A 14,469-nucleotide genomic window follows, 5' to 3' on the forward strand; every position below is an offset into this window, starting at 1 on the left:
ATGTTAACTCTCAAAGAAAAAAGAATACGCATAGGTGGTTGGTGGTCTACCGACCCGAATCTTATATCCGACGACTATATAAAAATGATAGCCGATGTGGGCGCTGATTTTATTATGTCCTCTGAGCACGGTGATGAAAAACAAATTGACGAACTTCTTACATATTGCGATAAATACGGCGTTGAATGTGTTCTTCAGGATTCACGCATTTATGATAACGAGGATGCCGATATTGCCGGAATAACAAAAGGCTATGCTCATCATCCGAGCTTCGTGGGTCATATGATAAAAGACGAACCCGGCACGGACGAAATGCCCAAGATACGCCGTCTTTACGATAAATGCAACGCCGCTCTTCCCGGAAGAAAAGCATATATAAATCTCCTTCCGATGTATGCCAATGCAGCTCAGCTTAAATACGGCGCAGGCGCGGCGGCTATCGAGTATTATGACAATGACCCGAAGCTTTACGAAAAGCATCTTGACACATATTGTCAGATATTTGATACACCATATATCTGCGTTGATGTATATCCCTGTCGTGTGGACGAAAACAACAAACGTATCATGTATCCCGGATATCTGGAAAACATAAATGTAATTGCTAAGTGTTGCCGCAAATATGACCGCGAGCTGTGGATAATGGTACAGAACATGATGTGGTACGCTTGCGATAATACGCCTGATGAGGCTGAGTTAAGATGGCAGTTCTTTACAATGCTTTCTTTCGGAGCAAAAGCGATTTTCCACTTCTGCCTTGCTACCCCTACGGGTCATACTCCCGGCCTTATCACCAAACAGGGCACCAAGTCAGATCTTTATTATCCTTCTCAGCGTATGCACCGCTTTATCAAGGCTATCGAGGATGTTTATCTGCAGTATGATAATATTGGTGCGTTTTGTCTCAATGGCGACGATGAACATGCATATATGCAGTTCACCGACCAGGTGAAGAACTTCAAGCCGATAGAGGAAATTGTATCCGGTCAGCGTTTGTTGGTGGGTTGCTTTGAAAAACAGGATAAGTATGCATTTACCCTTGTTAACATGGAGGCTGTTGATGACTGTGTAACAGCACATGTAAAGCTTAAGCTTGACGGTAAAAAGGTTACCGTGTACGCAGACACTATGTCTTACACTGTTGCACCGGTTGACGGCTATTATGAATTTGACATACCTTTTGGTGAAGGTTTGTTTGTAACGGTTGAATAATCAAATATAAGCATAAAAAAGCAAAAACTCTTTCGAGTTTTTGCTTTTTGTTATTCCACGTCGCCTTTGACAACATCCAACATGTAAACCGTATCGGCAATGTCAAATTCGTTGTCCTTGAAAACCAGATTTTCTGTTGAAACGGCTTTCAGCACGTGAGGATGTGCGGTTATGAATGTATTGTTTGTGACGATAATGTTTTTGTGGTAATATCCGTCTTTTTCGTTAGGGCAGGGGATTTGAGGGAAAATGTTTATGACATTGTGGTTTACACTTCGTTTTCCTATTATACCGCATCTGTCAAAAATGTTGTTTCGTATGGTAACATCTCTCACACAGCCCGATTCAAACCAGTGATTGGTGTCTCCTGAAATGTGAATGCAACTGCCGAAGGTGTTGAAGCGGTTGTTTTCCACACGAACCTTTCCGCGGGTTGTTATAAGCAAGCCACGGGGGAATGCTTTTTGCATAGTACAGTTTGTAACCGTAAGATTGGGTGCCGCATCCAGACTTTCGATGCAATCCTTGAGATTTATATTTTTGTCTGTTTCGTTTTCAAATTCTATAACGCAAAGACTTCTGCTTATTTGTTTTACGGATTTGACAATATTTTTTTGAACGTCCATCAGAGTATTGTGATTGATAAATTCGACACTTTCGCCGGCTTCAAATATATCAACGCCTAACTGCTGATGATGTACAAAGCGTGCCAGAACAGTTCTTTTGTCAATAAACTTGTCAATCTGCATATATATTCCGTGACAGTTCAGACAATCGTCGAAATGCTTTTCAAAAAAGCAGTTGTTAAGCGTGATATTACCGCGGCAATTAACAAAGTGTGTAGCATCTGCGTAGGACGAAACGTAACGGCCGTCGGAGGGTGTTATTTTTAATGCTTCGAGAGTTATATTTTCGGACTTTTGGCACAAAACGCCCATGCCGAGTGCATGATGAAGTGTCACGTTTTCGAGAGTTACGTTTTTAGAATAATCCATAAAAACACCGCATGCATAGCGTTCTCCGAAATGTATGCACAAGGTGTTACCCGGTTTGGGCACGCAGTCAAGCCTTTTTCCCGACAGAGTTACAACCGACGTGTTATTTTCATCTGCGAATGCGTCCATATCTTTTATCAATGTGCGTGATGTGCCTTCTGTTATAAAATCAGTTTCGGAATCTATGTCAAGAAAAAATTCCGCTTCTGCATCCTTTGCACCGGGCATAGTGAATTTCAAGGAATGATTTACCACTTTGAAAGGGGAGTTGTCCCAAATTTTTATTTTGAGAAGTTTTTCTCCCGATTCCAGAACAGTCGCGTGAGCGTATTGCGCCACAGGATAGTCCACCGAGAGATTTTTGACGGTAACATCGCGTGAATTTGTTATTTCAATCGGAACCATTACGCCGTGAAATATCAGCTCGGCACCATTACCTTCAATAGTAATGCCATCAAAATCAATTATCGGTATACCGATTTTCTTGTATCCGTCATTGTCGTGGTTAAGTATACAGCTTACACGTTCCGCGGCGTAATCCGGATAAAAATTATATCGTCCCTTTTCAAATTCCAGCATCTTGTCGCCGGTTTGCTTCATGGATTCCAGAGCGCTAAGAACGGTGTAGGCAATATCTTCATGTGTGTGCCGTATTATCATCTTTGTATCCTCATCTGAAAACAGAATTGTCGGTATTGTATATTTCTTTTCGCATTATGCGGTAATCGGCGGATAAAACGTTGATATCCACTTTCTCTGCAATGACCTTTACTACATATTCAGGATTGAGGTAATCATTGTTTCCCGAGGTGAGACGTGCGTTAATCGTAAGTATTCCGTCGGCGTAGCTTGCGTTAATGTGTTTTATGTTTTCCGAAATATCCGTAACAGCCTCGCTGGATTTGGTTTGTTTGAGTATCATCACAGGGGGTGTAAAGACCTCATTCGCCCGTTCACTTATGTCCGAAGGGCAGGGAATGGTAATTTCATAATCGCAGGTGCCTATGGTCTTAAGAGGCATAACGGGACGCTTTACGTAATACACTTCAAGACCGGCGGGAAGAGTGTCGTTCAGTGCTTTCATTATGTCCTCGTATTCCATTTCTTCGGTAATCTGTGTGTCAAGAACTTCACATTCGCTTTCGGCACCGATACTGAGGTTGAGACCGAATACCAGCTTGGGACGGGGATTGAAGCCCTCACTGTACGCTATTGGCAAGCCTGCACGTCGGAAAGCCCTCGCCATTGTGCGGTTGAGATCAAGATGAGATATAAATCTCATGGGGCCTGTTTTCTTAAAACGTATTCTTATATCTTTTTTTATGTTATTCATCTTCATCATCCTTTGAAATTTTGTGCATCTGACGCTGAGCATTTATAAGACCGTAGTAAATGCCGCGCTTTTCAATCAGTTCGTCATGAGTTCCGCTTTCGGCAATGGTGTTGTTGTCAATCACAATAAGTCTTGTGGCGTTTCTGAGGGTTGACAGACGATGAGCAATCGCAAGGGTAGTGCGGTTCTTTGTGAGCTTTTGCAGTGCATCCTGAATCAGCTTTTCCGTTTCTGTGTCAAGAGAAGCGGTTGCCTCGTCCAGAATAAGTATTTTGGGATCTGTCAGCACTGCACGAGCGATTGCAAGTCTTTGACGCTCGCCGCCTGAAAGCGTATAGCCGCTTTCGCCGATATATGTGTTGTAGCCGTCGGGTAACTTCATAATGAAGGAATGCGCATTGGCGAGCTTTGCGGCACGTATTATTTCCTCACGTGTGGCAGCAGGATTGGAGTAGGCGATATTCGCGTAAATCGTGCCGGAGAACAGGAATGTTTCCTGCAACACCGCACCAATCTGTGAACGCAGACTATGCTGTGAAAGGTCTCGTATATCATGACCGTCAATGCGTATAGCACCGCTTTTTACATCGTAAAGACGCATAACAAGGTTTATGAGCGTGCTTTTTCCGGCACCGCTTCGTCCTACAATGCCTATCATTTCGCCCGGCTTTATCGATAGATTGATGTTCTTTAGTACCTCGTTGGTTTCTTCGTAAGAAAAATCCACGTTTTCAAAGTCGATATTGCCCTTGATATCGATATCCAGTGCATCACTTTTGTCTGTCACCTCGGGCTCTTCGTCCACTATTTCAAATACCTTGGTCACAGAAGTGAAAGTACGCACTATCATTCTGGGGAGATGGGAAGCCCAGCGCAGCGGACCGTAAATAAATGAGGCATAAGACGATATCATGGTCATGTCGCCAAAAGACATTTCCCCTTTAAGTATAAGAACACCCACGAAATAGGTGATTATGTATGAACCGATACCAAAAGCAAAGTTTGATATGGGCGTAAGTATGTTCCATATTATTTCGTTTTTTTCGGATATTTCCGCAACGTCTTTTGCGGCCTTATCATACTTTTCGGTTTCGCGTTTTTCCGTTCCGAACACTTTTACTACGCGTATTCCTTTGAAAATATCGTGAAGAACCGTGTTGGCTTCCGAATCCACAAACCACTGCTTGTGATACAATTTGTGTGTGTAGCTGTGTATGAGTCTGAAAAGAATTGCCACAAAGGGTGCAGGTATCAGTATAAGCAATGTCAGAAGGGGATTGTAGAATAAAAGAACAATGACAACTGCTGTAAATGTCAACACTTGCTCGATAATATTTGGTAATTCACGGGTTATAAACTGGCTTATACGCGATGTATCATTTGAAATTCGGTTCATCAGGTCGCCCGCGGTACGCTTGGAAATATCCGCCACCGACATGGCTTGAACCTTTTCAAAGGTCATATTGCATAGGGTTACAACGATTTTATTACCAACCTTGGCAAGCAGATTGTTTCTGAAAATTCCTAAAATACGGGTGGCGAGATTTGCCACTGCAAGACCCAGTACGAGGATAATAAGTCCCCATGTGACATTGCCGAGTACTTTTTGCGTGTTGTCGGCGTTTATGTAATCGTCCACCATAGCTTTTTGAATTTGTGGTGTGATAAGCTGTATGGCTGTTGTCATGAAGAATAAAACGACAGACAGAAGAATGGGGAGCATATAGGGCCTTGCAATCTTGAAAAGACGTTTCAAAATTTCTCTTTTGCCCATGGAGCAATGTGCACATTTGCTTGAACCATCACGGTAAATACGTCCGCACTTTGGGCACTTGCGCTCTTTTACATCAACGCGGAAGCCGTCCTTGCCTTCTTTTTTTGCATTGAGTGCTTTCACGGCTGCGGCAAGTGCCAGATTGAATTTCATATCGGCACGGCACAATTCGAACAGCTCTGAATTCTTCTCGTATTCTATGCGTACAAGTCCGACTTCGGTGCGAAATTTGAAATTCTCCATTGAATCAAAGTCTAACTCTTCGCATACTATTTCTTTTTCAACTTCGGTAACACGAAGCAGTTTTCCGTCAGCAAAGAAAAGCCCTCCGCTTACGACCTTGTTGTCGGATGTGAGATTGAAAGGAAAGCCCTCCGGTCTTTTGTCGCCGTAGGTATCCTTTACCCATTTCTGTAAAGGAGTGGGGGGAGCTTTTTTCTTTTTGAAAATTTTTCTGTATAGCTTTTTGAGCAGCTTCATAAGTATAACTCTATTTTTCTGAAAGATTTTTTGTCCAGGGCTTCAAGACTCTCTATTTCGAAACGATTAGAATCAACGTCCAGAATAAACACCCTGTCCTGCGAAACGTGTATTATGCTTTTGAAGGTGTCTTTCACCGTGAAATCGTAATTTCCTCTGTCGCACTTTACCTTCCAGTAGGAATAACCGAAGCGTTCCTTTAAGGAAAGAACCTTTTCAATTTTTGGAGCAAAATATTTTGAATCCAGTTCATTATCCAGTAATGACGCAGTTTCAGCAAAATCACGGGTGTTGAATATTATTCCTATTTCCCCGTTGTCATCTGAAACAGAAATATATTCATAGGGCTTATCGAACGGGAACGCTCTGTGCAGAAATGCTCTGCGCTTTCCTGTAAGCGGCCCTTTTTCTTCGGAGGGATTCTTTGTGTCATCACCATGTGGTGCACCGTGATGGCGACGGGGTTCCTTTGTTGCCTTTGAAGTTATCTGAGTGTCAATCATGAGAAATCCGTTTTCCGTAACGGAAAAATTGCTGTTTTCTGGTGTGAGTCTGACAAGTTCTATTGCGTTATCAAGTGTATGTTCCATTGTTACTCCTCATTCAATACCGATGGTTTTCAGTGCTTCCAGCTGCATCTGATATAAGCGGTGATAATCTCCCTGTTTTTCAAGCAGCTCCTTGTGTGTACCGCTCTCGGTCATCTTGCCGTTGTCAATGACTATAAGCTTTGTGGCATCGCGTAAGGTGGAAAGACGGTGCGCTATGATGATTGTGGTACAGTTTTTGGTTATATGGGTTATGGCTGACTGTATCATACGCTCCGTTTCGGTATCCATGGCGGCGGTCGCTTCGTCAAGTATAAGTATTTTCGGGTTTTTCAGTATTGCACGCGCTATGGATACTCTCTGCTTTTCACCGCCTGAAAGTTCTCGGTTTCCCCAGCCTATGGGTGTGTTGTATCCATCGGGGTATTTAATTATAAAAGAGTGAGCCCCGGCGGTTTTGGAGGCGGCAAGCACTTCTTCATATGTGGCATCCGGTTTGGCGTAACGTATGTTTTCAAGAATGGAGCCGCGGAAGAAATAAGTTTCCTGTGAAACTATCGCTATGTTTTTGTGCAGCTGCTCAAAACTCATATCTCTGACATTTACGCCATCTATGAGTATTTCTCCGCTTTCGGTATCATAAAGTCGTGTGAGCAGGTTGGCGAGGGTTGATTTTCCTGCACCTGTTTTTCCTACGATTCCCAGCGTTTCACCCGCATTCACTTCAAATGAAACGTTGTCGATGGTTTTGCGGTTTTTGACGTAAGAGAAGCATACATCCTTAAACACCACGTCTCCCTTTATATCGGGCATATCTACGGTGTTATCGGCTTCTCGAACATCCGGCTCGGCGTCGATTATTTCAAACATGCGTGATATTGCATTCAGACAGTTGGCCCACCAATCGGTAACCTCCGTCAGAAAATCAAGAGGACCATATATCATACCCATGTACATTGTGTAGGTCATAAGTTCGCCGTAGTGAAGTTTACCTGATATAACCAGATATCCGCCGTATGCCCACACTATGTAAGAACCGATACCCATGATGTAGTATACCAGGGGGAACACCGAGTTCTGAGATATATTCAACTCCGTTTTTGCATTTGAATTATCTCTGTTGCGCTTGTCAAAACGTTGTATCTCGGCTTTTTCGCGCGCAAACACCTTAACTATTCTCATGCCCGTAAGAACGTCGGCTATAATTGCATTAAAGGAACGGCTTTTGGAATAGCTCTTGGCGTGAAGCTTGCGGAAGAATTTTAAAATTATGCTGTACAGAATAACAAAAACCGGAACCGGCACAAAAGTAAGAAGCGTCAGAAGCGGACTCATGCAGAACATGAGAACAGCTATTCCGATAAACTGGAATATGTTGGTCACAAAGTACGGGAATCCGTCACAGAAGAACCAGTAAAGTGTATTGGAATCGTTGTTTATGCGGGTCATCAATCCGCCTGTTTGACGTCCTGTGAAAAAGCCCAGCGAAAGACGACCGATAGAATTAAAAATTTCTTTTTTAAGGTCATACGTGACACGTGCGGCAATTTTGGAATGTATTACGCCGTTAATGATTGTAAGAAGAGAGGAAATTACATTCGAACCTATCAGTGCGGCAAGCAGAAGCCCGATTCTGCCGTAAAGCGAGCCTCCCGGCTTCAAAACATCATCATACATGACCTTACCGCTGATGTAAGGCATTATTATTCCCAGAAGTGTTGTGAGGATAATTCCGGAAAACAGCAGAAAAAGATAGAATTTATAACGCTTGAAAAATGGCAGGAGACGCGCTACAAGCTTGCCCTTTTCCATACATCTTGGGCATATTTTGCGTTCCGGCTCGGGGTAACGTGAGCCGCACTTGGGACAACATGTTTCATGGTGGGGATGATCCTGAATCTCACCGATATTACCGTCTTTTACAAGGTTATTAAGACATTTCGCAAAGGTGAATGCATCATGCTTTTTGGAAAAAGTAGCATTGAATAATACTGCCGTATTTTCACCGTAATCCGCTACAAGGCGGCAAGATGAAATCAGTTCTTCTACTTTTGCGTTTCTGATGTCTTTTAAATCAAAATGCTTGAAGGCATATTCGTGGTACACTGCTTCCAGTTTTTTTCCGAAAAACAGAAATTTTGTCAGAAACGTAATGTTCTCTTTTTCGCGAAGCGAACGCGTAACCGTGAGACAGCACACCTCGTCTTTTGTGAGCACTACCCAGTTATCATAAAAAAAACAGTTGTCATCAAGGTCGCTCATCATACATACAAGTATGCTGTCTTTTGTTATTCCTTTTTGCTCAAAAAGCTCCAGGACTTTTTGAGGGATTTTGTCCAGTTCAGTCATTTAAACCTCACAATTTCAAAGTTAAGGCATAAAACCCCTACACTGCCATAAAATGGCGGCGTAAGGGTTTGTGATTTACAGTGATTATGTACGTTTTACTTTCCAAAGAGTTTTCTCCTTATTCTGCCCAAAAGAGACCTCGTGCGTCTGTAAAGTTTTCTTACGGGCATCGACAGGACCCATATCCTGCTGTACAATTTGTATAAGAAGCTGTCACAGTATATATGTTTTCCGTCTCGGTAAAAGGAGGACATAACAGCAATGATGCAGTCGTCTTTCACGGAATACTCTTTGATTGTCTGATTGTCCCCGCACATAACATAACCGTCGGATTTTATTCCGACAACCCTATGAAGAACAAAAGCACCGTTACTGCGCTTGTAAAGGGGAACATCATACTTTCTGAGTTTCCCCTCGGGCTTTCTGAGCACAATTTTGTCCTTCTGGTTCCGAAGAAGAGGCAACATACTGTTACCGCCCGGAGTGAATGCGACCTCACTGTTTACGGCCAGCATTTCTTCTATCAGGGGCATAGCCTGCACCAGCGCAATATCTTTTTTCATTCGGAAATCAAGCCGGCATCGGAAAGCTTTTTTACAAATGCCCGTATGTCTTCAGCCGCAGTTTTTTCATCAACATCGTATTCATCCAGCATTGCTTTTATAAGCTGAGCCTCGTCGGCACCCTCTTCAAGCTTTTTCCAAAGCAATGCGCCTGTTTCGCTGAGAGTAATCATACCGCTGAAATCCACGGTATCATTTCCGAGGGGGATGACAACGAAATTACCGGCAACTTCTCTTAAAAGGTAACCTTCTTTTATTTTCATAGCTTTAACCACACTTTCTTTTAAGATCTTTTTGTTCTCATCGCTTCATACGCGGTTTGCGCAGCCTCGCAGGACATGTTGCAATGTAGTCTGAACAGCCCGGTGCTCGCAAGGAAATCATTGAATATGGCGAGAACTTTATCGATATCTTCCGCATTGTTGGGGCGGAAAGTCTGCCTGAAAAGCTCCTTGAATGCCTCGATGGCAGAAATTTTTACAACACTGTTCTGCACCGCGCGTTCAAGAAGTGCGATGCCTGCAATGGGTGCTGAAAAATTCAGATTTTTATCGCTTTTTCCGCTCCACGGAGTGCCTGCTGCATGAAAAACACCGTTCTTTTTGATTATCAAAGGCTTGTCATCATTCAATATAAGTGCATTATCCTCACCAAAATTCTTTTGCCAAAAGGATGCGTGTGTTGATTTTCCCGTACCGCAGTCAGCAGAGAAGAGGAACGCCTCATTATCGTACATAACACATGATGAATGCATTACAAAGGCGTTGTAATTAATAACCTGACGCGAAAAATCAAAACCCGTGAGAATGTAGTCCAATTCTCCTCGTGTTAGGTGCGGATTGCGTTCAAGGTGGTAGTCCATAACCTGATCCGGCACTTTTATGTATATATCGGTGGGTCTGCCTCCGCTGTAAGCATAGGCGGCTGATTGCTTTGCAAGCGTTTCGCTGATAAAATCAATTTCGGTAATCAGACCCGCAATGTTATAACGTCCCTGCATTTGCTTCGTGCCTTCCGTATTAGTACCATCCGTCTATCCAACCATCGCCGTCCTTGTCTTCCGGGAGGACAGGGTTGGAAGCGCTATTGTTTTCCTTTTCTCCGGTGTTGTCTATATTTCCCCATCCGGGAGTTGCAGCTCCGGGAGAGGAAATGATAACAGAATCCTCGGAAGAAGAATGGGATTTTACATTCGCGCCGGAAATATTTACCGTAAGCCCCTTTCCGACAACAGAAACAACATTGTAGTTTCCGGTCAGAACGGCACTTTTGCCGCCTCTTATGACCACACGGTGATCTGAAGAAACGTTGGAAAGTGTGATTGAGTCCCCGACACCCTCACCGATGTAAAGGTTGCCGGTGAGCGTTATTCCGTCAAGAACTACGCCCGGTACACGGATAACGATACTTCCTTCGGGAAGTTCTGTATAAGTTCCGGGCTCGGTGATGTAAGCACCAACAAGATTCTTCATTATTTGGGCAAATTCCGCGCGGGTGATGGAATTGTCCGGGTTTATGTAACCGTCGGAGCCGTTTACGTATCCATTGGAAATAAGAGAAGCGGTAGCGTCACTTGCCCAATCGGCAACAAGGCTGCCGTCGGGAAAACCGGCAAGAACGGAAGCATCAGCACCTGTAATGTCGAAAGCTCTGGAAATAACTGTGAAAGCTTCCTGACGGGTTATTGAATCGTCCGGACGGATTTTACCGCTTCCGTCACCGCGGAAAATACCCATAGCAACGGATTTTGCCATGTAGTCATAATACCATGCATCGGTAGAAATATCTGTAAAGCCAAGTAAATCTGCAGATACGGTGGCACCGAAAGCGCGCACAAGTATGGTGGCAAGCTGTGCACGGGTGAGGGGATCATTGGGAAGTATATGGCCATCCGAACCGTTGAGAAGACCGTTCTGAACAGCTTTAACCAAAGCATCGGTGGACCAGTCGTTCGGCATGTCGGGATAGCGAAGCTTTATTGCAACTTCTGAATTGGGGAATTTTTCAACATATTCGTCTACCCATTCTTGAGGTGCCTGAGCAGCGGTTTCCTCTGCAAATACATATGTTCCGAAAGAACAAAACACGGTAATCAAAAGCAAAACTGCAATTTTTGAAATGAATTTCATTGGTATCCTCCATAAGTATAAATCGGTATTGAGTACATTAATATCTTATATTTTAACATATTTAAACCGTTATGTCAATCTTTCGGGAGAAATAAATGCCGCAAAAAATTAAAACATTTTGTAAATCTGCCCAAAAAAACACAAATTGAGGAAAACTATCCCCGCAGACGGTTTTAAAAAAATAAACTTTTATTCAAAATATTAATTTTTTGTGAAACTATTGACAAAACGCATATAAGTGTTGTATAATGTATGTTGTCTGAAAATGCATTTGATTGTAAGGAGGGATTATGCAATGGCAATGAAGAGAACATATCAGCCCAAAAAGCGTCAGAGAAAAATGGAGCATGGCTTCCGCAAGAGAATGAAGACTGCTAACGGAAGAAAAGTCCTCAAGAGACGTAAAGCAAAAGGAAGAGCAAGACTCACTTACTAATTCAGGGTCAACAAACCTCCTTCTCGGGGGTTTTTCCTTTAATGGGGCATTATGGGTAAAATTTACACAATCAAACAAAACGGTTTGTTTTCGCGCGTTTACAATAGGGGCGTAAGCATTGTGGGCAAAAATATTGCACTTTACGCCCTTAAATGTAAAAGCGGCACCAAAACCAAAATAGGAATTACCGTTAACAGAAAGCTCGGCGGGGCGGTGGAGCGCAATCGTGCAAAGCGTCTGATACGCGAGGCATACAGAACGCTTTTACTGTCCGAACCTGAGCTTTTTGTCAATCAGTACCTGTTTGTTTTCGTAGCACGCACACGTTGCCTTGGAAAGAAAACAAAAATGCAACATGTGCGACGTGATATAAAAAATGCTTTGATTAAGCTTAACGAAAAACAATGAAGTATATCTTTATTTTTCCGATTTTGCTTTACCGCAGGTTTATTTCGCCGCTTTTTCCGCCTTGTTGCCGTTTTACGCCTACGTGCTCACAGTATGCTTTGGAAGCTTTCAGAAAACACGGCGCATTGAAGGGGCTTTGCCTGACAATTTGGCGCCTTTTACGTTGTAATCCGTTTTCAAAGGGCGGGTATGACCCCGTGCCTTGAACTAAAATTAATATGGAGTGAATCTGATGGATATTTGGGGATATATATGTCTACCCTTCGGTTATCTCATTAAATGGTGCTACAACCTTACGGGAAGTTATGCCATAGCACTGTTTATTTTCGCACTTGTAGTAAAAATCATTCTGTTTCCCTTTGGTATTAAACAGCAGAAAAATTCAATCAAGCAAGCAAAGCTTCGCCCTAAAGAACAGGCGATAAGAAATAAATATGCCGGCCGTACCGACCAGGCTACTCAACAGAGAATGCAGCAGGAGATTATGGATTTCTATCAGAAAGAAGGCTATAATCCCGCAGGCGGTTGTCTCCCGCTTCTTATACAGATGCCTATCATTTTTGCTCTGTATAGTGTTGTCAGAAGCCCGCTTACTTACATTTCCAGAATTTCTTCTGATGTTATTTTCAAATTAAAGGAAATCACGGCAGGCATTATGTCCGCTAACGGCGGCAGAGCGCTTGAAGCAAAGAACATTGATGAAATCAGTGTAGTGAGCGCAATGCAGAAAAATGCCGAAGCATTCGGCGAATTCGCTATTGAAGCTCCTGATATGAGTATGTTCGGCATAATAAACCTTGCCGACACGCCTCAGTGGACAACGCTTCTTACACCTATCATACTTATTCCCGTGCTGGTACTCATTACAGGTTATGTTCAGCAGTTTGTTATTCAGAAACTGTCATACCAGCCCAACCCCGAAGCGGCAAAGCAGATGCGCGGTATGAATATTTTTATGCCTCTCATGTCTGTGTGGTTCTCATTTATGCTTCCTTCGGCGCTTGGCTTGTACTGGTCTTTCCAGAATATTCTTGCAATCGTACAGCAGTATATACTTGCTAAGGTGTACCCGATACCCGTTATAACTGAAGAAGAAATGAAAGCTGCCGAGCGCGAACTTAAGGCAGCACAGAAACATAATGCCAAAGCGGCATCTGTATCAAAACGCCGTTCTTTGGTATATGACGATGACGATGTACCTCAGGTACCCGTTTCATCTCCCAAAAAGCCCGAGCCTAAGTCAACCGAAACTGAAAAGTCGGATGATAAAACCAAAGAGATACTGGCTCCCGCACCGCTTAAAGAGGATAATAACAAAAAAGAAGATAATAATTAATTTTTTCGGAGGCATAAGTTGATAAGAGAAATCATTGTCACAGCCAAAACGATTGAAGAAGCTGTGAAAAACGGCGCCGAACAGCTTGGCGTTGATATTGAAAAAGTTGAAAATGAAATACTGGAACAGCCTAAAAAAGGCATACTCGGTATTGGTGCGCAGGACGCAAAGGTCAGAGTTTATTACACGCTCGGACCGGCGGAGGCAGCAGAAGCTTTTGTACGTACCGTACTTGATGATATGGGCGTCGAAGGTTATAACCTTACTCTGGATGACGAAATTGCAGACGACATAAAGATTTCCGTGTCAGGCGGGGAACTGGGCGTTGCAATAGGACGCCACGGGGATGTACTTGATGCACTTCAGTATCTTGCCAACCTTGCGGCAAACCGTACCACGGATAAGCTTGTCAGAGTTACCGTTGATTTAGAGAATTACCGTTCCAAGCGTGAGGAAACTTTGCGCGCACTTGCACGCCGCATGGCGCAGAAGGCAATCAAGTCCGGCAGAAATGTTTCACTTGAGCCTATGAATTCTTACGAACGCCGTATCATCCATTCCGAAATTCAGGATATGGAAGGTGTAACCACTTTCTCGGTGGGAAATGACAGCGACCGCAGAATTGTTGTTTCTCCCGAAAAGAAGCAGAGACCCGCAGGCGAAAATAAGCCCAATCATAGCAGTGCAAAGCCTGCCGCTCCCAAGAAGAAGGTTGTTCTTCCCGAAATTACTCTTCCGCCGGTTAAGCGCGAGCCCGTTGTGAAGGCAAAGAGCATTGATGAACTCAATCTGGCGGATGCCGATCAGGGCGAGACCTTTAACCCTTAATTTACTTTTTAAGGTAATACAGTCTGAATAATACATCTGTGTCATGGCAATACTACTTTCAAATGATTTTGGGAGTGT

15 protein-coding genes are annotated in these 14,469 nt (G+C 43.4%); 6 read left to right on the forward strand and 9 right to left on the reverse strand.

Translation table 11 applies throughout. The annotated features are described in order from the left end of the window. Positions 1-1,212, forward strand: a complete 1,212-nt coding sequence (locus E7588_00560; protein MBE6687749.1) for a hypothetical protein — start codon at positions 1-3, stop codon at positions 1,210-1,212. A gap of 50 nt (positions 1,213-1,262) precedes the next feature. Here the strand turns inward: E7588_00560 and E7588_00565 are convergent, their stop codons facing one another. From E7588_00565 to E7588_00605, 9 genes are all read right to left on the reverse strand, one after another. Beyond that, positions 1,263-2,867: a hypothetical protein gene (locus tag E7588_00565; protein ID MBE6687750.1), complete on the reverse strand. Its 1,605-nt coding sequence runs from the start codon at positions 2,865-2,867 to the stop codon at positions 1,263-1,265. A 10-nt stretch (positions 2,868-2,877) separates the two neighbouring features. Then, the gene (locus tag E7588_00570; protein MBE6687751.1) at positions 2,878-3,582 is read right to left on the reverse strand and encodes a DUF2344 domain-containing protein; all 705 of its coding nucleotides are present in this window, start codon (positions 3,580-3,582) and stop codon (positions 2,878-2,880) included. Continuing rightward, positions 3,533-5,794 (reverse strand): ATP-binding cassette domain-containing protein, encoded by a 2,262-nt coding sequence (locus tag E7588_00575; GenBank protein ID MBE6687752.1) that lies wholly within the window; start codon positions 5,792-5,794, stop codon positions 3,533-3,535. Before E7588_00575 ends, E7588_00570 begins: the two co-directional genes overlap by 50 nt. Next, the gene (locus tag E7588_00580; protein MBE6687753.1) at positions 5,791-6,384 is read right to left on the reverse strand and encodes a DUF1854 domain-containing protein; all 594 of its coding nucleotides are present in this window, start codon (positions 6,382-6,384) and stop codon (positions 5,791-5,793) included. Before E7588_00580 ends, E7588_00575 begins: the two co-directional genes overlap by 4 nt. Positions 6,385-6,393: 9 nt before the next feature. After that, the gene (locus E7588_00585; protein ID MBE6687754.1) at positions 6,394-8,691 is read right to left on the reverse strand and encodes an ABC transporter ATP-binding protein; all 2,298 of its coding nucleotides are present in this window, start codon (positions 8,689-8,691) and stop codon (positions 6,394-6,396) included. Between the two features lie 95 nt (positions 8,692-8,786). After that, entirely contained in the window at positions 8,787-9,206 is a 420-nt protein-coding gene (locus E7588_00590) for a hypothetical protein (protein MBE6687755.1), read from the reverse strand. A gap of 44 nt (positions 9,207-9,250) precedes the next feature. Further along, positions 9,251-9,517 (reverse strand): PqqD family protein, encoded by a 267-nt coding sequence (locus E7588_00595; GenBank protein MBE6687756.1) that lies wholly within the window; start codon positions 9,515-9,517, stop codon positions 9,251-9,253. A gap of 20 nt (positions 9,518-9,537) precedes the next feature. Then, entirely contained in the window at positions 9,538-10,254 is a 717-nt protein-coding gene (locus tag E7588_00600) for a hypothetical protein (GenBank protein ID MBE6687757.1), read from the reverse strand. Between the two features lie 19 nt (positions 10,255-10,273). Continuing rightward, complete coding sequence (locus E7588_00605) at positions 10,274-11,383, reverse strand: S-layer homology domain-containing protein (protein ID MBE6687758.1); 1,110 nt, start codon at positions 11,381-11,383, stop codon at positions 10,274-10,276. A 301-nt stretch (positions 11,384-11,684) separates the two neighbouring features. On the opposite strand from E7588_00605, the gene E7588_00610 reads away from it, so the two are divergent. Genes E7588_00610 through E7588_00630 form a run of 5 tightly spaced genes read left to right on the forward strand, consistent with a single transcriptional unit; the run spans position 11,685 to position 14,391 of the window. After that, entirely contained in the window at positions 11,685-11,819 is a 135-nt protein-coding gene (locus tag E7588_00610; protein ID MBE6687759.1) for a 50S ribosomal protein L34, read from the forward strand. A 51-nt stretch (positions 11,820-11,870) separates the two neighbouring features. Then, the gene (gene rnpA / locus E7588_00615) at positions 11,871-12,227 is read left to right on the forward strand and encodes a ribonuclease P protein component (GenBank protein ID MBE6687760.1); all 357 of its coding nucleotides are present in this window, start codon (positions 11,871-11,873) and stop codon (positions 12,225-12,227) included. Continuing rightward, the gene (gene yidD / locus E7588_00620) at positions 12,224-12,433 is read left to right on the forward strand and encodes a membrane protein insertion efficiency factor YidD (protein MBE6687761.1); all 210 of its coding nucleotides are present in this window, start codon (positions 12,224-12,226) and stop codon (positions 12,431-12,433) included. The genes rnpA and yidD overlap by 4 nt, the downstream gene beginning before the upstream one ends. Positions 12,434-12,459: 26 nt before the next feature. Next, positions 12,460-13,563: a YidC/Oxa1 family membrane protein insertase gene (locus tag E7588_00625; protein ID MBE6687762.1), complete on the forward strand. Its 1,104-nt coding sequence runs from the start codon at positions 12,460-12,462 to the stop codon at positions 13,561-13,563. An 18-nt stretch (positions 13,564-13,581) separates the two neighbouring features. Then, positions 13,582-14,391 carry a protein jag gene (locus E7588_00630; GenBank protein ID MBE6687763.1) on the forward strand — a complete coding sequence of 270 codons (810 nt, stop codon included), beginning with the start codon at positions 13,582-13,584 and terminating at the stop codon, positions 14,389-14,391. The last annotated feature ends 78 nt before the right edge of the window (positions 14,392-14,469 follow it).

It is taken from the genome of Oscillospiraceae bacterium (genome assembly GCA_015065085.1).
Classification (GTDB): domain Bacteria; phylum Bacillota; class Clostridia; order Oscillospirales; family SIG627; genus SIG627.